At 43.8% G+C, this 22,273-nt stretch carries 13 protein-coding genes; 9 read left to right on the forward strand and 4 right to left on the reverse strand.

Translation table 11 applies throughout. From position 1 onward, the window contains the following. The first annotated feature begins 381 nt into the window (after positions 1–381). The 4 genes from trpD (at position 382) to trpA (ending at position 4,098) form a co-directional block, all read left to right on the forward strand. Positions 382–1,371 (forward strand): anthranilate phosphoribosyltransferase, encoded by a 990-nt coding sequence (gene trpD / locus HWV58_RS23565; protein ID WP_175636463.1) that lies wholly within the window; start codon positions 382–384, stop codon positions 1,369–1,371. Next, the gene (locus HWV58_RS23570; protein WP_235972809.1) at positions 1,365–1,994 is read left to right on the forward strand and encodes a phosphoribosylanthranilate isomerase; all 630 of its coding nucleotides are present in this window, start codon (positions 1,365–1,367) and stop codon (positions 1,992–1,994) included. The genes trpD and HWV58_RS23570 overlap by 7 nt, the downstream gene beginning before the upstream one ends. Before the next feature lie 48 nt (positions 1,995–2,042). After that, the gene (gene trpB / locus HWV58_RS23575) at positions 2,043–3,224 is read left to right on the forward strand and encodes a tryptophan synthase subunit beta (protein WP_175636464.1); all 1,182 of its coding nucleotides are present in this window, start codon (positions 2,043–2,045) and stop codon (positions 3,222–3,224) included. Between the two features lie 106 nt (positions 3,225–3,330). After that, complete coding sequence (gene trpA / locus HWV58_RS23580) at positions 3,331–4,098, forward strand: tryptophan synthase subunit alpha (RefSeq protein ID WP_175636465.1); 768 nt, start codon at positions 3,331–3,333, stop codon at positions 4,096–4,098. A gap of 441 nt (positions 4,099–4,539) precedes the next feature. Here the strand turns inward: trpA and HWV58_RS23585 are convergent, their stop codons facing one another. After that, positions 4,540–4,983, reverse strand: coding sequence for a GNAT family N-acetyltransferase (locus tag HWV58_RS23585; protein WP_175636466.1), 444 nt, complete (start codon positions 4,981–4,983; stop codon positions 4,540–4,542). Positions 4,984–5,476: 493 nt separating this feature from the next. Between HWV58_RS23585 and HWV58_RS23590 the strand changes: the two genes are divergently transcribed. The 5 genes from HWV58_RS23590 to HWV58_RS23610 all read left to right on the forward strand — a co-directional run bounded on the left by HWV58_RS23590 (position 5,477) and on the right by HWV58_RS23610 (position 13,122). Further along, complete coding sequence (locus tag HWV58_RS23590; protein WP_124559713.1) at positions 5,477–6,082, forward strand: TetR/AcrR family transcriptional regulator; 606 nt, start codon at positions 5,477–5,479, stop codon at positions 6,080–6,082. Positions 6,083–6,154: 72 nt separating this feature from the next. Then, entirely contained in the window at positions 6,155–7,357 is a 1,203-nt protein-coding gene (locus tag HWV58_RS23595; protein ID WP_175636467.1) for an efflux RND transporter periplasmic adaptor subunit, read from the forward strand. Positions 7,358–7,381: 24 nt separating this feature from the next. Beyond that, complete coding sequence (locus tag HWV58_RS23600; protein ID WP_175636468.1) at positions 7,382–10,576, forward strand: efflux RND transporter permease subunit; 3,195 nt, start codon at positions 7,382–7,384, stop codon at positions 10,574–10,576. After that, positions 10,563–11,969 (forward strand): TolC family protein, encoded by a 1,407-nt coding sequence (locus HWV58_RS23605; RefSeq protein ID WP_175636469.1) that lies wholly within the window; start codon positions 10,563–10,565, stop codon positions 11,967–11,969. The genes HWV58_RS23600 and HWV58_RS23605 overlap by 14 nt, the downstream gene beginning before the upstream one ends. Positions 11,970–12,891: 922 nt before the next feature. After that, on the forward strand, positions 12,892–13,122 hold the full coding sequence (locus HWV58_RS23610) for a hypothetical protein (protein WP_175636470.1): 231 nt from the start codon (positions 12,892–12,894) through the stop codon (positions 13,120–13,122). Between the two features lie 111 nt (positions 13,123–13,233). Here HWV58_RS23610 and nhaA read toward each other — a convergent pair whose 3' ends face one another. From nhaA to HWV58_RS23625, 3 genes are all read right to left on the reverse strand, one after another. Then, on the reverse strand, positions 13,234–14,388 hold the full coding sequence (nhaA, locus tag HWV58_RS23615) for a Na+/H+ antiporter NhaA (protein WP_175636471.1): 1,155 nt from the start codon (positions 14,386–14,388) through the stop codon (positions 13,234–13,236). An 830-nt stretch (positions 14,389–15,218) separates the two neighbouring features. After that, on the reverse strand, positions 15,219–16,139 hold the full coding sequence (locus HWV58_RS23620; protein WP_175636472.1) for a PorP/SprF family type IX secretion system membrane protein: 921 nt from the start codon (positions 16,137–16,139) through the stop codon (positions 15,219–15,221). A gap of 8 nt (positions 16,140–16,147) precedes the next feature. Beyond that, positions 16,148–21,871, reverse strand: a complete 5,724-nt coding sequence (locus tag HWV58_RS23625) for a lamin tail domain-containing protein (RefSeq protein WP_175636473.1) — start codon at positions 21,869–21,871, stop codon at positions 16,148–16,150. Between the last annotated feature and the right edge of the window lie 402 nt (positions 21,872–22,273).

The raw sequence follows: 22,273 nt of genomic DNA on the forward strand, positions 1-22,273 counted from the left end.
ACAATTGGTGGTGGCATAACGAAATTCGTTAGGCATTTCTATTGTTATATATTTTAAAATATTTTATACACAACGAAGAGGATTGCCCAAAAAGCAATCCTCTTTTTTTTATGTGGTATTTTTTAACAACGCCCCGTTTCGTGTCTTCACGAAACGAAGTTTAATAAATGGTTCGTGAGGACACGAACCATGGCGCAAAGAATGGTTTGTGCAGACACAAACCACGGCACAAAGAATAAAAAAATATAAATGCTTTGTGGCAACACAAACCATAATATAAAGACATAAATGAAAAATGAACCACAGATGGATACAGATACACACAGATTTTATCCGTGCTCATCCTTTTTTATCTGTGGTTAAATAACATTCGCAATAAACATGAAAAAGATATTAAACCATTTATTCGAGAACAAGAGTTTTAGCAGGGAAGAAGCCAAAAACATTTTAATTTCCATTGCAGAGGGGGCTTTCAATTCTTCGCAGATTGCTGCCTTTATTACCGCGTACGCCATGCGCAACATTACCGTGCAGGAATTACAGGGCTTTAGAGATGCCATGCTGGATATGTGCGTAAAAGTTAACCTTTCGGCTTACGAACTGATTGACCTTTGCGGTACAGGTGGCGATGGCAAAGACACTTTTAACATTTCTACCTTATCCTCGTTTATAGTGGCAGGTGCGGGGCATCATGTAGCCAAACATGGTAATTATGGTGTTTCCTCAGGCTGCGGTTCATCAAACGTAATGGAGTACCTGGGCTATAATTTCACCAATAATGAAGATACTTTAAAACGCAATTTAGACGCAGCAGGTATTTGCTTTCTGCATGCACCGCTTTTTAACCCGGCTATGAAAATAGTGGCACCAATTAGAAAAGAGCTGGGCGTGAAAACGTTTTTCAACATGCTTGGGCCAATGGTTAACCCGGGGCAACCCAGACACCAGATGGTGGGCGTATTTAGTTTAGAGCTGGCCCGTTTATATGCCTATTTATACCAGGATACCGATAAAAACTATACCATTGTACATGCGCTGGAAGGTTATGATGAAATTTCGCTCACCTGCGATGTAAAAACCTTTAGCAACAAAGGCGAACAGATTTTAACCCTCGAGGATATGGGCTTTGAAAAAGTAGATGTTAATGCCATTAAAGGTGGCGATACGGTAGAATCATCGGCTAAAATATTTATGGATGTACTTAATGGAGAAGCAACCGATGTACAGAACAATGTAGTACTTTGTAACTCGGCACTGGCCATTAGGACCATAAAACCTGAACAATCTTTTGCCGATTGCTATTACGAAGCAGAAGAATCGCTGATGAGCAAAAAAGCACTTTACAGTTTTAAACAATTACTGGCATGCTAAAGCTAAAAGTTTGCGGCATGCGTTTGGCAGCCAATATTGCTGCGGTAGCAGATTTGCAACCAGATTATCTGGGCTTTATCTTTTATGATAAATCGCCGAGATTAATCAGCGATGTTTCTGCAGAACTGATCAAATACATCCCCTCCGAAATTAAAACCGTTGGCGTTTTCGTGAATGAGGCTATCGAAAAGGTAAAGGAGAAAGTAAGTACTTTGAAGTTGAAGGCCGTTCAATTGCATGGAAGCGAATCGCCGGAGTATTGTGCAGGGTTAAAGACCAGTTTTCCAGCTGTAGAAGTGATTAAAGCTTTTGGCATAGATGAAGACTTCGATTTTACTGTTTTGGTAGCTTACTTAGATGTAGCAGATTATTTTCTGTTCGATACCAAAACAAAAGCACATGGCGGATCGGGGAAAACATTTAATTGGTCTGTTTTAGACCGGTATACTTACAACAAACCCTACTTTTTGAGCGGTGGAATAGACCTGGAACATGCCACTGCTATTAAAAATATAAGCGAAGATCGTTTATATGCATTAGACATCAATAGCCGCTTCGAAACCGAACCAGGCCTGAAGGATGCAGAAAAGATTAAAGAATTTATAAAAGAAATGACTAAGTAAATTGTTATTCATCACCCTTGGTTTAAACCAAGGGGAAAAACAAAAGATATGAAATACAAAGTAAACGAAAAAGGATATTACGGAGATTTTGGAGGCGCTTACATCCCCGAAATGCTTTATCCGAACGTAGAAGAATTGCGTCAAAACTATTTAAAGATTATTGATGATGCCGGTTTTCAAAAGGAATTTCATCAATTGTTAAAAGATTATGTTGGCCGCCCTTCGCCACTGTATCTGGCAAAAAGATACTCTGAAAAGTATGGCGCTAATATTTTCCTGAAAAGGGAAGATTTAAACCATACCGGTGCGCACAAGATCAACAACACCATCGGACAGATTTTGCTTGCGGAAAAACTGGGCAAAAAACGGATTATCGCCGAAACAGGCGCTGGTCAGCATGGGGTAGCTACTGCAACGGTTTGTGCTTTGCGCAACCTCGAATGTGTAATTTACATGGGAGAGGTAGATATCGAACGCCAGGCACCAAACGTTGCCCGTATGAAAATGCTGGGTGCAAAAGTAGTTCCGGCAAGTTCGGGTAGTAAAACTTTAAAAGATGCCACTAATGAGGCCATGCGCGATTGGATTAACAATCCGGTTGATACCCATTACATTATCGGTTCGGTAGTTGGACCACATCCTTACCCTGATATGGTGGCTATTTTTCAGTCGATCATCTCAGAGGAAACCAAAAAACAACTACTGGAACAAACCGGAAGTGATCAGCCTGATTACGTTTTAGCTTGCGTAGGTGGTGGCAGTAACGCTATGGGCATGTTCTATCATTTTATTGATGATGAAAATGTTAAACTAATTGCTGTAGAGGCTGCTGGTAGAGGTGTATCGAGTGGATTTTCGGCCGCAACAACTTATTTAGGCAAAGAAGGCGTTTTACATGGTAGCCGGAGTATTTTAATGCAAACAGAAGACGGACAGGTGGTAGAACCGCACTCGGTTTCTGCCGGACTGGATTACCCGGGTATTGGTCCTCAACATGCTCATTTGTTTAAAACCGGTCGCGGGCAATATGTTTCCATTACCGACGAAGAGAGTTTAGAAGCAGGTTTATTGTGCACCAAACTGGAAGGGATTATTCCGGCGATTGAAAGCGCACACGCATTGGCTTACCTCGACAAAATGGAATTTAAAGGAGGCGAAAATGTAGTGGTTTGCCTATCTGGCCGTGGCGACAAGGATCTGGATACTTATATTAAGTACTTTAATTTATAGAAAGCCGTCATTGCGAGGCACGAAGCAATCTTAATGCTTTGGGTTAGCGTGTAGCGATTGTAGTAGGATTGCTTCGTGCCTCGCAATGACGAAAATGATAGAAAACATGAACAGAATTAAACAACTCTTCCAGGAGAAGAAAAATATATTATCAATTTACTATACCGCTGGTTACCCTAACCTAGGCGATACCATTCAGATTGCTGAAGCCCTGCAAAAATCGGGTGCTGATATCCTGGAAATCGGATTTCCTTATTCAGATCCTGTTGCCGATGGTCCGGTGATTCAGGCGAGCAGCAAGCAATCTTTAGATCAGGGTATGACCTTAAAGGTGCTTTTCGAACAGCTTAAAGATTTACGTAAAAATGTTACCATCCCTGTTTTATTGATGGGTTATGTAAACCCGGTGCTGCAGTTTGGTGTAGAAAATTTTTGTAAGGCCTGCGCCGAAGTAGGGGTGGATGGCTGTATTGTGCCCGATTTACCGATGGCAGAGTACGAAGAGTTTTATCAGGAATGCTTTGAACAACACAACCTGAGCAATGTATTTCTGATTACACCACAAACAGCAGAAGAACGTATTCATAAAATTGATGGCTTAACGAATGGGTTTATCTATTTGTTATCATCGTCGGCTACAACAGGTAAAAATTTAGAGGTGGGCAATACTACCGAAGCATATTTTAGCCGTATAAAAGAGATGAACCTGAAAAACCCGACTATGATTGGCTTCGGGATCAGCGATAAACAAACTTTCGATAAAGCCTGCTCGTACGCCAATGGTGCAATTATAGGTACTGCTTTCGTTAAAGCTATTGCAGATGGTAACTTAGAAGAAAGTGTAAGTAGTTTTATGAAGAAGTTTAGGGATTAATTTTTTACCACGAAGGCACTAAGACACAGTTATTTCTTAGTGTGCTTGGTGCCTTGGTGGTTAATTAATATGCCTAATGCATTTTACCATATAAGACATGTAAGTACATATTAGGCATTGTGCCTATATGCCTTATATGGTTTATTTATTTTTACCATTAAGGCCAATATTTTCTTGGTGTACCTTGTGGCTTTGTGGTTAATTAATAGCTTAATGCATTTTGCCATATAGGGCATTTAAGTACATATTAGGTATTGCGCTTATATGCCTTATATGGTTTATTTATTTTTACTATTAAGGCCAATATTTTTTTGATGTACCTTGTGGCTTTGTGGTTAATTAATAGCTTAATTCATTTTGCCATGTAGGGCATTTAAGTACATATTAGGCATTGTGCTTATATGACTTATATGGTTTATTTATTAAAATCAGCCGTTTCAATTACGTGGTTAATCCTAACCAATCGGCATAAGTCATTTCGAATTTTACTTCGCCTTCATTTACCATACCTGCTTTCTGCCAGCCTTGCCGGGTATAAAACTCTTCGGCACGGGTATTTGGCGATGTTCCCAGCCACACGGTTTCGCGGGTTTGCTCGAAATACCAATCCATCATTAACCTGTGCAGTGCTTTACCAATGCCCTTGCCTTCAAATTCGGGGCGCAGAAATAAAGCCCAGATATTATGCTCCTGTAAATCTACAATTGAAAAACCTGCCAGTTCGCCGGCCACTTCGCATACCCAGCCTTTACCGCGACGGGTAATAAAGTCTTCGCAATCGGCATCGGTTACCAGAGCAGGGTTGGACAGGGTGTTTTCTTTAACGGTATGTCTTACCACCTGAATTTGCGGAATGTCGGTTATAAGCGCTTCGCGGTATATCATGATACTAAGATAATGGATTTGGGAAATGATTGAATGTCAAATTATGAATGATTGAATTATGAATTTTGAATGATTGAATGTTTCGGGCATGGTGACATAAAACAATGTTAGTTAAATTCTAAGGTGTACTAAGGTGCCTGAGGTGGTGACAAAGTAAATTTACCACCTTAGACATCTAAGAACACCTGAGGGCTTAAAGGTTTAACTTCGCTCGAAATGACAATCGGAGAAGGTGGTGTGAAGCTATTGGCATAGCTATACTGACAAAAGATCACTGCCATGACTTACCCGGAATGCCGGCTTGTCAGGTGCGGAAAATAAGCGTAAAAATATTCGTTAGGATATTAACAAAATAGAAAAACCTTATTTAAACGCAATGGAGCTACTTTTTAATGCCTCGAAATTCTATATGACAATTGCATGATTGTGAATTCTGGAATTGGTTCTACATTTGCTTAACGGTGTTAGATTATTTACACCTTATATTCCAGTCATGGGAAGCAAAGAAAGAATACTACGTTTAAAAGATGAAACCAGAACCAAAATTCTGGATGCTGCCTTGAACATTGTTCAAACAGAAGGCTGGCAGGCATTGAGTATGCGTAAAATTGCCGATCAGATCGAATATACTGCACCGATTATTTACGAATATTTTTCGAACAAAGAAGGAATCCTGCTCGAGTTAACCAGAAGAGGTTACCTGATGCTGGCCAAAGACATCCGCGAAGCGCGCGACCAACATGAAGCACCTGCTGATCAGATGGAAGCGATGTGGATTGCCTACTGGAATTTCGCCTTTGCCCACAAAGAATTTTATCAGTTGATGTACGGTGTGGATATGGTTTGTTGCACTGTTAAGAATTCGCTGCCCGAAGCAGAAAATGTAGGGCATATGCTTGGCGATGTAATTGAATCCTTATTCGATAAAAAACCGGTATCAGACGATGATATCTGTAGAAAGTACTACACCTATTGGTCGATTATTCACGGTTTGATATCCATCAACCTGGTACGCCCCGACGGCAGAACAACCAACGAGCTGAACCAGCAAATTTTAAAAGACGCTATTAAGGGAATTACCTTATCTATTAATAGTTAATTTTTTTTTACCCTGCTATTTAACACTGTTAAATAGTTTATACATCTTAAATCCATTATAATTTAAAATCATATGAAATCTCTACATCGTTTGTTTTTATTATTTAACACTGTTAAACGATTTACATTTGTTAAATATACCTTCGCTCTCACTTTTGCCGCAATTGTACTGGCCAGCTGTAAATCGGCTCCGCAGCAAGCTGCTGCAGTACCACCGCCACCCGTTTTACCGGTAAGCGCAATTAATCAAGGCTCGGAAACTACCTTTATCGAATATCCGGCTGCCATACAAGGCGCTGTTGATATTGATGTACGCCCGCAGGTAAGCGGTTATTTACAAAGTGTACTGGTTAACGAAGGTGCTTATGTTACAGCCGGCCAAACACTTTTTAAAATTAACGAAAACCCTTACCGCGAAGCTTTAAACAATGCCAAAGCCAGTTTACATGCTGCCGAGGCTGCTATTTTAAATGCCCAGCTCGAGGTAGATAAGTTAACGCCACTGGTGCAAAACAAGGTAATATCTGATATCCAGTTAAAAACCGCTAAAACGGCCTACAAAATTGCGCAAGCCAATGCCGAGCAGGCTAAAGCCAATGTAGCTTCGGCACAAATTAACTTAGGCTATACCAACGTTAAGGCTACCGTGAGCGGTTATATTGGCCGGATCCCTAAAAAACAGGGAAGTTTGGTATCGCCAACCGATCAGGCTGCTTTAACGCAATTGTCGGATATACACGAAGTGCATGTATATTTCTCGCTTGCCGAAAACGACTTCAACAGTTTCAACACCAATTACCCGGGCAAAACCCCTGCCGACAGGATTAAACATTTACCTGCGGTTGAACTGGTACTGGCCGATAATTCTACCTATCCGGTTAAAGGAAAAATCGACATGATTGATGGTCAGTTTGATAAAAACACGGGTGCCATTACGCTAAGGGCCAGTTTCCCTAATGCCAACGGCGTGCTGCGCTCGGGTAATACCGGTAAAATCCGTTTAGGCTTATTGCATAACGATGCCATTCTGGTGCCTCAATCGGCAACGGTAGAAATGCAGGATAAGGTGTTTGTGTTTACCCTGGGCGACAGCAGCAAGGTGAAAAAACAAGCCATCAGCATTGTGGGTAAGGCCGGCGAAAATTATCTGGTTAAAGAGGGCGTAAAAGCCGGCGACCAGATTGTATTAAGCGGTATCGACAAATTACAGGAGGGCATGGTTATCCAACCTCAAAAAGCAGCAGATAAAGTAGCTGTTGCAAATCCAAAAAAATAAGACAACAATAAACCTTCATAAGTCATGTTTCAGAAATTTATAAACAGGCCTGTACTTTCGACCGTTATTTCCATATTGCTGGTAATAGTGGGTATACTTGGCCTAACAAAGTTGCCCTTAGAGCGCTTTCCAAATATCGCCCCTCCGTCGGTATTGGTAACTGCTGTGTACCCAGGGGCTAATGCCGAAACCATTTTGCGTTCGGTAACTCCATCATTAGAGGAAGCAATTAACGGTGTGGAAAACATGACCTACATGACTTCCACTGCCAGTAATGATGGTACGCTGGGTATTACGGTTTACTTTCAACAAGGTACCAACCCCGATCAGGCCGCTGTTAACGTGCAAAACCGTGTTTCGCAGGCTACGAGCCAGTTACCGGCAGAGGTTGTACAATATGGTATAACTACTACCAAACAGCAAAACAGCTTTATCGGTGCGATAGGCGTTTACTCAGAAGATCCCAAAAAATACGATGCGGTTTTTGTAAACAACTATGCTCAGATTAATATCATTCCGGAAATTAAACGTATTCCGGGGGTAGGTTCGGCCAGTGTATTTGGTGGTATTAAAGATTATTCAATGCGGATTTGGTTAAATCCAAGTCAGTTGGCTACTTACAAAATTACCCCTAACGAAGTGATCAGTGCTATTCAGGATAAAAACCTGGAAGCCGCACCGGGCAGGGTTGGTGAACGCAGTAACGAGGCATTCGAATATGTAATTAAATACAAAGGAAAGCTTACCAAACCAGAGGAGTATCAGAATATTGCAATCCGCTCTAATTCGGATGGTTCTATATTGCGCTTAAAAGATGTAGCCCGTGTTGAACTGGGTGCTTACAGCTACAGCAGTGTAAACCGTTTAAACGGACATGACGGTATTACCATTGGGGTAATCCAGTTATCGGGCTCTAATGCCAACGAAATTCAGATTTCTATCGATAAACTGATGGCCAAACTATCGAAAGATTTCCCAGCAGGGATTAAATTCAATCAGTTTTACCGTACCAAAACCGATCTGGATGAATCTATCAACCAGGTTGAACATACTTTAATCGAAGCCTTTTTACTGGTATTTATTGTAGTATTTATCTTCCTTCAGGATTTCAGGTCTACCTTAATCCCAGCTATAGCAGTTCCGGTGGCTATTATCGGTACTTTCTTTTTCATGCAGCTGTTCGGTTTCTCGGTTAACCTTTTAACACTGTTTGCATTGGTACTGGCCATTGGTATTGTGGTAGATGATGCGATTGTGGTGGTAGAGGCGGTGCATGCCAAGATGGAAGAAAACCCGGGGCTTAGTCCGAAGGCGGCAACCACCCAGGCCATGAACGAAATTACCGGGGCTATTATATCGATTACACTGGGAATGGCGGCAGTATTTTTACCGGTTGGTTTTATGACGGGCTCTACAGGTATATTTTACAAACAGTTTGCCTTAACCATGGCTATTGCCATTATTATATCGGCGGTTAACGCTTTAACTTTGAGTCCGGCGCTGGCTGCCTTATTTTTGAAGAATAAACATGCTGAGGGTGGTCACGCAGCACCTAAAAAAGGTTTTGTCGATAAGTTTTATGCCGGCTTTAACGGTGGTTTTAATTACATGACCAACCGTTATATTGGTGGCTTAAAAGTGCTTATCCGCAATAAATGGATCAGCATGGCTGGTCTGGCTTTAATCGTTGCGGTTACCGTTTTACTGGTAAGCAGAACAAAAACCGGTTTTATCCCTACAGAGGATCAGGGTTTTGTGGCCATTGCGGTTGCTTCTCCATCAGGAACTTCGTTAGCGAATACCAATAAAATATTAAAACAGGCTGAAGCTGAGTTGAGGGCGATGCCTTCGGCAAGGTTTGTAATGTCGCTGGCTGGTTATAACTTCTTAACGGCATCGAACAGCCCATCGGCCGGACAGATTTTCTTATTGTTAAAACCGAACGACGAAAGGGGTGAGGTAAAGAATATAGATGAAATACAGAATATCGTAAGGGCTAAAATGGCAGCCATATCTGCCGGTACTTTCTTTGTATTCAGTTTCCCAACCGTTCCGGGTTTTAGTAACGTGGAGGCCATGAACGTAATGCTACAGGATAAAACCAATGGCAGGCTGGATAAATTTAGTGGTGTAGCCAATAACTTTATCGGCAAATTAATGGCGAAACCGGCAATTGCTTTTGCTTTTACTTCTTACAAAGCAGATTATCCGCAATTACAGCTGGATGTGAACAACGAAAAAGCCGATCAACTGGGTGTAAGTGTTAAAGATATCTTACAAACCATGCAAACCTTTTTCGGTACTGCACAGGCATCAGATTTTAACCGCTTTGGTAAATACTACCGTGTGGTGGTTCAGGCTGATATTGCCGACAGAACAGATCCGGCCAGTATAGATCGTGTGTTTGTTAAAAACAAGGCTGGTGAAAGTGTGCCCATTAATACCCTGGTTAAACTAACCCGCGTGTATGGTTCTGAAACGGCTTCGCGTTATAACCTGTTTAACTCTATCGAGGTAAATGCCATCCCTAAACCGGGCTTCAGCTCTGGCGATGCCATTAAAGCGATTGAAGAAACCGCAAGGGAACAATTGCCAACCGGTTATGCTTACGAATTCTCGGGACAAACCCGTGAGGAGATTTCTTCAGGGGGACAATCGACAGTAATATTCCTGCTTTGCCTGGTATTCGTTTACTTCTTATTATCGGCACAGTATGAAAGTTATATCCTGCCATTAGCCGTAATCTTATCTATCCCTACTGGTGTATTTGGTGTGTTTGTTGTATTGGGCTTAACTGGTATCGAAAACAACATTTATGTACAGGTAGCACTGATTATGCTTATCGGCTTGCTGGCTAAAAACGCCATCCTGATTGTAGAGTTTGCGGTGCAGCGACGAAGGGCAGGGCTGAGCTTGTTCGATTCGGCTATTGAAGCCGCTCGATTAAGGATCAGGCCAATTATCATGACCTCACTTGCCTTTGTGTTTGGTTTGTTCCCGATGAGTATTGCAACGGGGCCATCGGCACAGGGTAACCACTCTATCAGTATTGGTGCTGCCGGAGGTATGGTATCTGGTGTAGTGTTAGGTTTGTTTATCATCCCGGTACTTTTCGTCATCTTCCAGGCTTTACAGGAAAAAATATCCAAAAAATCAAAAGAGGTTGTTCACCACCATGAAGAGCCTGTAAATAATCATGCAGTTTATGAAACGGTTTAATTTATATAGCATCCTGCTCCTCGCTTTGGTTTGGAGCGGATGTTCGGTTTCGAAAGATACAGCCTTGCCCAATGTTGCGCCAGGCTTATTCAGAAACACAGCACCTCAAGACTCTTCGAGCATTGGCACTATGCCCTTGAAAAGTTTTATTAACGACCTTACTGTACAAACTTTAATTGATACAGCTTTGGTTAAAAATTATGATATGCAGATTGCATTGAAAAATATCGATGCGGCCGAAGTATTGTTTAAACAATCGAAACTGGGCAATTTGCCAGAGTTGAAATTGCAGGTAGCGGCGAGTTCGAGCCGCCCTTCTGATAACAGTTTAAACGGATTGAGCTTAAACCAGTTTACCGGTTCGAGCCACATTGAAGATTACAGCGCTAACCTGGGTGTGTTCTGGGAGGCTGATATCTGGGGAAAGATCCGCAACCAAAAGGCAGGCGCTTTAGCCAGCTTTTTGCAAACTGCCGAAGCGCGCAAAGCGGTACAAACCCGCTTAGTGGCCAATGTGGCCCAGGGGTACTATAACTTGCTGATGCTGGATGCGCAACTGGAAATTGCCCGTAAAAACCTTAAACTGAACGACAGTACTTTAAGGATTATTAACCTGCAATTTGATGCCGGTCAGGTAACTTCGCTGGCCATACAGCAGGCACAGGCACAGCAGCTGGTTGCTGCACAGCTGATTCCGCGTTTGGAGCAAAATGTAGCTTTGCAGGAAAATGCTCTAAGTGTACTGATTGGTACTTTGCCTAAAGCCATTAACCGAGCCAGCCGTTTGGATAAAATGAGTATCCCTGCCAATTTAAATGCGGGTTTCCCATCGGCGATGTTAAGTCGCAGGCCCGATATCAAGTCGGCAGAGCTGGCGCTTAATGTAGCCAATGCCAAAGTTGGTGTAGCGAAAGCAAGTTTATATCCTTCGCTGGTAATTACTGCCAGTGGTGGCGTTAACTCTTTTAAAGCGAGTAACTGGTTTAATGTACCGGCTTCGTTGTTCGGATTGGTTTCGGGTGGTATTACGCAACCTATTTTTCAACGCGGACAGCTAAAGACCAATTTAGAACTGGCTAAAATAGACCGGGAGAAAACAGTGATCCAGTTCCGTCAGTCGGTACTAAACGCTGTAGGCGAGGTTTCTGATGAACTGACTAAAGTAGAAAAACTGAAAGACCAGTACAGCATTGCTGAAAGAAGGGCACAAACTTTACAACAGGCTTCTAAAAATGCAAGCTTATTATTTAAAAGTGGTATGGCCAACTATTTGGAGGTGATTACTGCACAGGGCAACCTATTGCAAAGCGAACTGGAACTGGCTACCATTAAAGCCGAACAGTTAAATGCGGTGGTGGGCTTGTATCGTTCTTTAGGGGGCGGATGGAACTAGAACGTATTGTTTTACCACCAAGGCACAAAAACACGAAGAAACCTATAAGATCGTAATGGTCTTATAGGTTTTGTTTTTTAAAGACTATTCCTTTACTTGATCCGTCATTCCCGCGCAGGCGGGAACCTTAATGCTTTCGCTACTATACGCACAAGCCTTCTTCCGCTACCGATATAAAATTGGTACAGGTCCACCGCCGCGGGGGGCTCTTACCTTTTTCTTGATAAAAAGGTAACCAAACCTGAGCGCAGCGAAAGCATGCCTGCCATTAAAAACAATAAGAAACCAGGCATAACTGAAAGGCTTGGATCAGTTTTTTATGTGATAATGTTGTTTTTATCGGTATAAAAGATTGCTACGCAATTCTTGTAAAAACCTACGAAAACCTTAATTGCGACAGTTCCCAGGTGCTCCCTCTGCTCGTTCCCTTCCGCACGCGCTTGATCCTGCCTTGTATAGTGTGGCATGAAAGGCAGTGCAAAGTTTTTCGTGCTTTTTCCTGCGAAAATCTCCTATGCCGGATAGCAAGGTGCAGAAAAACCCAATCCGTCGTGCTGAATTTATTTCAGCATCTCTTCATTGCACACACTATTTAAAAAAGAGCCCCTGAAACACCCGTCATTCCCGCGCATGCGGGAGCTACGTAGTACTCAGCGAAGCTAATTTTAATGCTTTCGCTGCTTTTAGTATTATTATTTTTTCCGCTCGCCGCCGCGGGGGCTCTTTCTTTTCTCTTGATAGAAAAAAACAAAAGATCAAGGCTTGGATACTTTCTTGTAAAAACCTACGAAAACCTTAATTGCGGCAGTTTTTAGGCGCTTCCTCTGCTCGTTTCCTTCCGCACGCGCTTGATCCTGCCTTGGACAGTGTGATATGAAAGGCAGTGCAAAGTTTTTCGTACTTTTTCCTGCGAAAATCTCCTATGCCGGATGGCAATAGTTCAATTTTAGCTGAAGACACAGATGAAGTTATTAAACAGGTAAGGAATAATCTCATCCACTTATCCGGTGATGCACTAACGAATAATATTACAGCAGTTGGAATGACTCTTGAGGCGTTTTCTCAAGATCAATCTAGAGTGTTTGATACAGTTTGGTCAATATGTGGCGCTACTGAAATCCTATATACAAAGATTGCAAATGGCACACTGTAAATAAATAAAGCCCAATTGTTTCTGAGCGGGCTTTTATTCCCTATATGTGCCTTCCATCAGTTAATAATTTTCTATGCTTTTCGGTAATTTATTTCATCATTTTTCTTCGTTTTAAATCTCCTTAACTGCAGCCAAAAATACAAATCCAACTACTCCCGATAAAACCGATGCGGTTAAGATTGCAAATTTCGCTTCTGCAATGTGCATAGGCTCGCTAAAAGAAAGCAGTGCAATAAAAATAGACATGGTAAAGCCGATACCGGCCAGCATGCCGAGGCCTAATATGTGTTTCCAGCCTGCACCACTGGGCAAGTCAGCCCATTTAAGTTTAACGGCCAGCCAGCTAAATAGTGTAACGCCAATGGTTTTACCGGCAAATAAACCGATTACAATACCCAGGCCTAAAGGGGAAAGCAAGCCACTTAACATTTCTTTTTGAAAGGTAATGTTGGTATTGGCCAGTGCAAACAGGGGCATGATGAAGTAATTAACGGGTGTGGTTAAAAGATGCTCGAGTTTTTCTAAAGGAGATTCGTTACTGGTACTATTGGTGGGTATGGTAAAAGCGAGTAAGACACCTGCAATGGTGGCGTGGATACCCGAATGGTGGATGCAATACCAAAGCAATATGCCGGGGATGAGGTAAAATACGAGTCGTTTTACCCCGAAATAATTCATTAAGCTAAGCAGCAATAAAATGCCTGCAGCCATGGCCAGGTATTCGAAATGGATTTGATTGGTGTAAAAAATGGCTATGACTAAAATGGCACCTAAATCATCTACAATGGCCAGCGCGGCCAGGAAGATTTTTAAACTTGCAGGTACGTTTTTACCGAGCATGGCAATAATGGCCAGTGCGAAGGCAATATCGGTAGCCATAGGGATGCCCCAGCCGGCTGCGGTTGGCTGGTTCCGGTTAATTACAAAATATAGGCCTGCGGGTATCAGCATGCCACCCAAAGCGGCAATTACAGGTAAACTGGCGCTTTTGATGGAAGAGAGTTCGCCTTCTAATAATTCGCGCTTAATTTCGAGGCCTACGAGTAAAAAGAAGACGGCCATCAGGGCGTCGTTAATCCACGCTAAAATGCTGTAGTTTACTGTGCCGAAGCCAAGTTTGGTTTCGAGGAAGTGGATAAAGCTATCTTTTGCAGCTGTGTTGGCGATGATGAGGGAAATGGCTACACAGATTAACAGGAGTATTCCACCGGTTTGTTCTGAACGGAAAAATCTTTTGAAGGTTTCGAGGTTGATGGTTTTGGCCATGGGGTAAAAGTAGTGAAAATGGAGGGGATAAGGATGTGTTTTTTCAGGAAGAGTTAGTGTTTTTCGTCCCTGGCAGGAGGCCTGCCTCGGCTCACCGCCGCCGAAGGGCTCTTACTTTTCTCTCGATAGAAAAGTAACAAACCTGAGCGCAGCGAAAGCATGCCTGCCATTAAAAACAATACGAAACAAGGCATAACTGAAAGACTTGGATCTGTTTTTTATGTGATAATGTTGTTTTTATCGGTATAAAAGATTGCTACGCAATTCTTGTAAAAACCTACGAAAACCTTAATTGCGGCAGTCTTTAGGCGCTTACCTGTGCTCATCCCAACTCACGCGCTTGATCCTGCCTTGGGCAGTGGGGTATGAAAGTCAGTGCAAAGTTTTTCGTGCTTTTTCCTTCGAAAATCTCCTATGCCGGAGGGCAGGGTGCAGAAGTTGGGTGGATAGGTGATCCGTCATTCCCGCGTAGGCGGGAACCACTTCGTGCTTAGCGAAGCTAATCCTAATGCTTTCGTTATTGTACCGTATGCATAGGCTTTCTTCCGCTGCCGATATAAAATCGGTACAGGTCCTTTGACTCGGCTCAGGATGACAACCTTGAGGGGGCAATCCCCCTTCAGGGGAAGGTGCTATAGGTCCTTCGACTCGGCTCAGGATGACAACCTTGAGGGGGCAATCCCCCTTCAGGGGAAGGTGCTATAGGTCCTTCGACTCGGCTCAGGATGACAACCTTGAGGGGGATAAGCTCAGCATGATGGATAAAATGCAAAAAGCCGCAGATGGATGTCTGTGGCTTTGTATTAAGTGTTGTTATGCTGTATAATGTACTATGGTTTCTTGCCGATGTTTACCCGTACATTCACTTCGAAATCGCCACCGGTATAACCGCTAATGGCCGAAGTGGCCGTGTTGTAATAAGCCATAAAGTACAGGGTCGATTTGTAATTCATGCCTAAACCAACCGTAGCATTTTGCGTATTGTGGTACATGGCCATTAAATAAAGTTTATCGTTGGCAAAGTTGGCATTTAAGCCGGCATCCCATAAGTTCTGGTAGTTTTTAATGCCCCTGAATACTCCCTTTGGTTCCAGGCTAATTGCATCCATGCCCGAGCCGAGATTAAATTTATAACTCACTGCCGAGTAAAAGGTGGGTTTATCGGCAAAGTTTAAATCATCGTTACGGAATACAGAACGCATATTGGGTATGGCACCTTCGATGGTTAAGTTTTTCGAAGTGTACGATACGCCGAAATCGCCATCCAGGTAATAGCCCCTGTCGTTAAAGCGGGCAATGGATGGATCGTTGATATCGCTGTTTCTGATACTGCTTAAATCGAGCCTGTCTTGACTGGCACCAAACGAAATACCAAAGTTTAGTTGCTGATCTTCGTTGTTTAGCGGCAAATGATAAGCAAAGGTTCCTACGGCTTTGGTACGCTGTATACCGCCCGATTTTTCGTTGTAGAAATTAACACCCCAACCCACTTTATTTACCTGCTGATCGAGGGTAATACTTTGGGTAAGCGGTGCCCCCGGAATGTTCGACCATTGCTTGCGGAAACTACCATTAATGTTAAAGCCCTCGTTAATACCGGCCATGGAAGGGTTAACCAGATAGCGGTTTTGGAAATACTGGGCATTTAAGGGCAGGAGCTGTGCTTTTGCCTGATTGAAAATGAAGAGGCCTGCTGCAAATAGAAACGTTACGCGACTTATTTGCTTTATGTTTTTGGTGATTGCTTTCATGTCTGTAATTAGTCTCTAATGATGTTGATAAAACCTTTAAAAGTGCCAATGCCTGTTCCCAGATCAATGATGTAGTAATAGGTACCTTCTGAGAGCGGATTGCCGTTTAGGGTTCCGTCCCAATCGTTGGCATAGGTGTGTTTGGTGTATAAGATGCGTCCGGTTTTATCGAAAATCTTCAGGGTATTATTGGGGTAATAATCGATGTTTTTGATGATGAACTTATCGTTATAACCATCGCCGTTAGGCGTAACTACAGTACTGGCTTCGAGTTTATAATCTTCTATTACAGTAATTACAATGGTTTGTTCGCTAACACAGCCGCTGGTATTGGTTACGGTTACTTTATAACTGCCGCTTTGTTTTGGCCTGATGGTTAAGGCTGCGGTAGCTTGTCCGCTAACGATTTCGGCACCGCTCCAGCTGTATTGGGTACCACCAGTTGCCATTAAAATCAGGGCATCACCTTTAGAAACAGATAGGCCCTTATTGCTGCTGATGGATACCACAGGCAAAGTATTTACGGTTACAGTAGCTGTACCGGTTTGCTGCTGACCGCAGTTGGCATCTTTAACATTAAGCAGGTTATAGGCAAAAGTGCCTGCTACACTTGCCGGAGCCGATAGGCTTACCGATGTATTGCCGGCAGCCGTAGTGATGCTCTGACTGGTACCACCGTTAATGTTGTAGGTAAAGGTATAAGGTGCAGTACCATTGGCACCTGTAAAAGTGATGGTTTGTGCACCCCCGTTTAAACAAACTACTGCTGTACCGCTAATGGTGGCAGTGGCAGTCGATGTAACGGTAAGTTTAAAGGTTTTGGTGAGCGTGTTCACTCCTCCAAAATCTGTTCCACCATTATCGGTAACCGTTACCGAGATATTGGCCACGTCACTAACATTGTTTTTTAAATGATAGGTGATGGTTCCTTTATCGCTACCATTGGCGGCTATGCTCAATACATCAAACAGGCTGGCATTATCGCTGCTTACGGTAAGTGTAGTGGTTTGTGCAGCTTCAGGGCCCGCAGAAATTCCGTTTAGGGCAATGGTTTGGTTAGCTGTTGAATAACAGGCTGCCTGATTGGCTACCGCATTGAGCGTAGGCACACCATTACCAAACAGATAGCGGGTTTTAATCGGGTAGTGATCGGTAGTGGTCGAACTGTAATTGGTAACCAGGTTTTTTACGCCATCCAATACTTCGGCCGATGCCGGAATGTAATTGAGGTTAAGGCTTTTGGTAATAATCACATTATCGATTACCGTGTTAAAACCGGCGGTTGATTGGTTTCCGGCGAGACTTAAAGGCAAGGTTACCGGGAAATACTTAGCTGCATCCTGCGTAAAATCGGAATATGATGTTCCGGTACCGGCAGGCATAGGGGCAATGGTTTTATCGGCATCGAGTACATCGTTAAAATCACCCAGGATAATTACTTTTTTGCCGGCCAGGTTAACATCCAACCAATCTTTTAACTGCTTGTTACCACCCTTACGGCGGTTGTAGGCATCAACCTGTTCGGCTGGAGTACCCGTGTTGGCTTTGGCGTGGATTTCGACAAAGTAAACGGTATCGAGTTTATTGTTGATTTTAACCTGCGCCTGCATCATATAGGGGAAACGGCCCGACGACCAGTTTTTGTAAGGTGTACCATCTGCACTGGTAGCCGCAACAGCAGGGTTGTAGGTATCGCGTAAAATGCCCAATGTAGAAATGGGTTTAATTAAATCGGTACGGTACATGAAAGCCAGTTTCTGGGCTAGGGGATAATCGGCATCGGCTTTATCATCGGCATAAGAACCAAATTCGCTGAACAGTACATTATATCCGGCCGGAAGTACGGTATTGCGGAATAAGGTAGTATCTACCACTTCGGCAAAGCCATAAATATCGGCGTTGAGGTTGTTTACGATGGTTTTAACGTTGGCAGCCTGTAAGATATCGTTTGATGGATCTTGTGCCGGGCTACCAAACCACTCGATGTTCCAGTTTACCACTTCCAGGGTGTTAACAATATCGAAAGTATTTCCGGTTAGGGCAACAGTTTTATTGGCCGAGCCACTGGTGCTTAGGGTTACATTACCCGCATAGCTGGTGTTTACCGCTACAGGCGAGAACTTAGCATAAACGGTTTGCGAAGTGTTGTTGATATCGGCTTTCGCATAAGTTAAGCTGCTGCCAAAAGTGCCTGTACTTGTTTTAGACAGGGTGAAATTGGCCGGAGCGGTTAAAGTTACATCGCCAGTTAAGTTACCTGCCGAGAAAGCAAAACTGCTGGCTGCAGAGGTAGTATTAGCTGCCTGGAAGCCAAAACCAATGCCTGATGGCGAAGTCGTAATATCAACTGCTGGAGGGGTACTGGAATTGGTTACCATAAAATCATCAACTGTCCAGCGGCTGGCCGATGAGGTAGTAGAGTTGTAAACGAAAGCGATGTAAACCGGTGTGGCTTTGTAGGCCGATAAATCGATGTTATCTGATTTGGTCCATTTATCGGAACCGGTTTCAGGGAATTTACCGTCGAGGCTGGTCCATGTGGCTAAAGCCGGATTACCCGAGCCAGTATAGTTGGTCGATATTTTTAACTGCAGCTTATCGCCTGCAAAGGCCGATCTGGTCCAGAAAGATAAAATGGCATAATTGAATGATGCGATGTTTAATGCCGGCGAAATTAACCAGTCTTCGTTGAGGATATTACCACCTGAGTAGCCGTTAATTTGTAGGGCATTGCCAGTGCTGCCTGCACCGGTAGCATCGTTGGCATCGTGACCAAAAGTAGTGGTACAACCCCAGGTTTGTGCTCCGGTAACGCTGTACTGGTAAAAACCATCAGAAAGGGCAGCACTACCCGCCGTAGTACAGTTTTCGAAATTAAAAGCCGTTTGGTTGGGGTTAATGCCCGCACCGCTAAGGGCCAGGTTAACCGTGGTTGCACCTGCACTGCTATGTGCCAGTTGTACGGTGGCATTACCTGCAACAGTTGGGCTAAATTTTACGTAAACTGTTGGGTTTGCAGCGATTTCGTTTTTGGTGAAGCTTACCGCATTAGTAAAAGTAAGGTTGTCTTTCGAGATGCTAAAGGGTGCATTTACCGCAATATTTACATGGTTGGTAAGGTTAGCGCCCGATACTGTGTAAGTTTTTGCTGCAGAAGTGGTGTTAATGGCCTGGTTACCAAATGCCAGACTGGTTGGGTTAACACTGATACTGGCTGCAGAAGTAGAAACCGGTTCGGTAATGCTACTATTTTGCGGATTGGGTACCTGGGCCACGAAATCAGCGCTGTTGTCGTCGCTGTCGTAACCATTTCCGTTAAATTCTTCTGCACCTCCTGTAGCCAGGCTAGCTGCAGTTGAGGCGGCCGAGGCCTTGCGTTCAACCGAAACGCTTGCAGATGGTGTAGGGGCTGCACCGGTACCTTCGAAAGTACTGGCCGTACCAAAACCTACCAAATCAATAATCTGTGTGCCTGTTGGTTTGCCACCTGTTTGGGCAGTAGTAACATTGGCTAATAATACTTTACCTCCACCAGCGGCCATGGGTATGGTTCCGGTTGCATCGGGAGTGGGTAGGTTAATGGTACCGCCCGAACCCTGAGCCTGTTGTATTAAATAAAATCCTTTTGCTTTAATGGTTCCGGTTAAAGCCGTAGTTTGCCAGGTTGTGCCGGCAGCGCTGGCATATTGTACCGACCAGCCTGCAAGGCTTACATCAGCATTGGTAGGGTTATATAGTTCGATGAAATCGTTTTTAAGGGTAGCGCCGGTATTGCCACCACCGCCATATACTTCGCTGATGACCACGTGGTTGGCTCCGGCAGGTTCTACCACACTGGTGTTTTGCGGGTTAGGGCTTTGTACTACAAAATCGATATTGTTGTTGTCGGAGTCGTAAGCATTACCGGCAAACTCTTCGGTACCACCGGTAGTTAAAGTAGCAGCAGTAGAACCGGCAGTTGCTTTCCTTTCGATGGAGGTAGGGTTTGCCGGGGCAGGTGCTGCACCCGATCCTTCGAAAGCATTTGCGGTACCAAAACCTACAAAATCGATAACCTGCGTACCAGCAGGCTTGGTACCACTTTGTGCAACAGTAGTATTTACCAGTAAAACCTTTCCAGCTGTACCCGAAAGGGCTAATGTTCCGGTAGCATCGGGTGTAGGTAAATTAAGTGTGCCACCAGCACCTTGTGCTTCCTGTATCAGGTAAAAACCTTTTGCCGGAATACTGCCAGTTAAAGGGGTAGGGTTATTCCAGGCAGTTCCGGCCGCACTGGTGTACTGTACGGACCAGCCTGTTAAATCAACAGCGGTATTGCCGGGGTTGTATAATTCAAAAAAATCATTTTTATAGGTAGCACCGGTTTTGCCGCCACCGCCATAAACTTCGCTGATAACTACGTGTGCCTGTACAACGGGTGGAGTAGTGCCGGTTCCGGTTAAGGCCACGCTGGCCGAAGTGGCGTTCGTGCTGGTATTAAGCACTGCGTCGGTTGAAGTTATGGCACTGGTAGGACTAAAGCGTATATAAACAACCGGGTTGGCCGCTACTTCTGCTGCGGTGTAAGTAATTGAAGTGCTGAAAGTAGTGTTGTCTTTCGAAACAGCGAATGGAGCCGCAGTACTTAGGGTTACATCGCTGGTTAAGCCGGTTCCGCTGAGCACGTAGCTTTGTGCTGCTGAATTGGTACCTACATTTTGTGTGCTAAAATCGAGCATAGTTTTGCTGGTATTTACCACACCGCTAATGCCGGTTCCGCTCAGGTTTACGCTTAGATTGGTTGCCCCTGTACTTGTGTTAAGCAGGGTGCCTGTGGCTGGTCCGCCGGTTGTAGGGCTAAAGCGTACATATACGCCCGGCGAAGCACTTGCCTCAACTGCAGTATAACTGATAGAAGGAGTAAAAGTTATGCCATCTTTGGAAACGGCAAAGGGCGCACTTGTGCTCACGTTTACATTTGCTGTTAAGTTAGTACCGCTAAGGGTAAAGGTTTGTGCGGTAGAATTACTGCCTGTATTCTGGTTGCCAAAAGCAAGAGTAGTAGGGTTGGCGCTTAAAACCGGCGTTGTTGTAGCTGCCGTTGCGGTAAGGGTTAAATCATCTATAGCAATTTTAGGTCTGGAGCCGGTTGTACCGCCCGAGCCATTGTTGTAATAAAAGCGGATTACCGCCGAGTTTACATTGTTTAGGTTAGCAGGCAATGCGGTACTGATGTTGCCGGAGGCTGCTACGTTATTTGTGAAATTTAATACCTGTGCAGCGGTTAACTCGGTAAAGCTAACACCATCGGTAGAGGTGTACACACGTAGCGAGCTGTTCCGGTTACCGGTTGAGTTGTTTACAACCGCCCAGTTGAAACTGAGGTTGCCGGCGTTAACACCGGTAAAGTTGACCAGGAAATCGATGGCTAGGGCTGAGCTGTTATCGGTTGCTCCGGTACCCAGCAGCTGAATGTTCTGGGTGCCTTTCTGCACGCCACCACTGGTGCCTGTAGAAAAAGTAGCGGTTGAATTAGTAATTTTTACACCGTCCGGTATCGTTCCCGAATTATTAACGGCAACGGATTTAAATGCACTTGCTCCAATGCCACTGGCAAAATTATTGGTCCAGTTGGCAATGTCGGCAAAGTTTTCGGTGTAAGTGTTGCCTGGCTGGCTGGCCATGGGCACCGGGGTTTGTGCTTTGGCTAATTGGCAGGCTAACAAAAAGGTAACAAGTAGAAGTCTTTTCATATAGTATTGTTAGTTTATAGCAAATGTATATGCAAAAGCCTTATAGTCAGATTAATTTAATGTTAATTCCGCTGATTGTGGAAAAATAAATGTAATGTCGGGTAATTTTTTGGAGCCGTAGACGTTGGCAGTATTTTATTTTCTTTGGTAGTCATGCTGATCCGATAGCTATCGGATTTATTTCAGCATCTCTTAATTATTTTTTCGGCTCATTGCCGCCGGGGCTAGTTCTTTTTCCTTGATGAAAAAGGACCAAAAAATCAAGGCTTAGATCTAATCCCGAAGGGAGTCGAAGAACCTTCGTTATTTCCTTCTGCGATCCGTCATTCCCGCGCATGCGGGAATCTTAATGCTTTAGCTGTTTTTAGTGTTATTATTTTTTCGGCTCATTGCCGCCGGGGC

Origin of the sequence: Pedobacter ghigonis (assembly GCF_903166585.1) — a bacterium.
Classification (GTDB): domain Bacteria; phylum Bacteroidota; class Bacteroidia; order Sphingobacteriales; family Sphingobacteriaceae; genus Pedobacter; species Pedobacter ghigonis.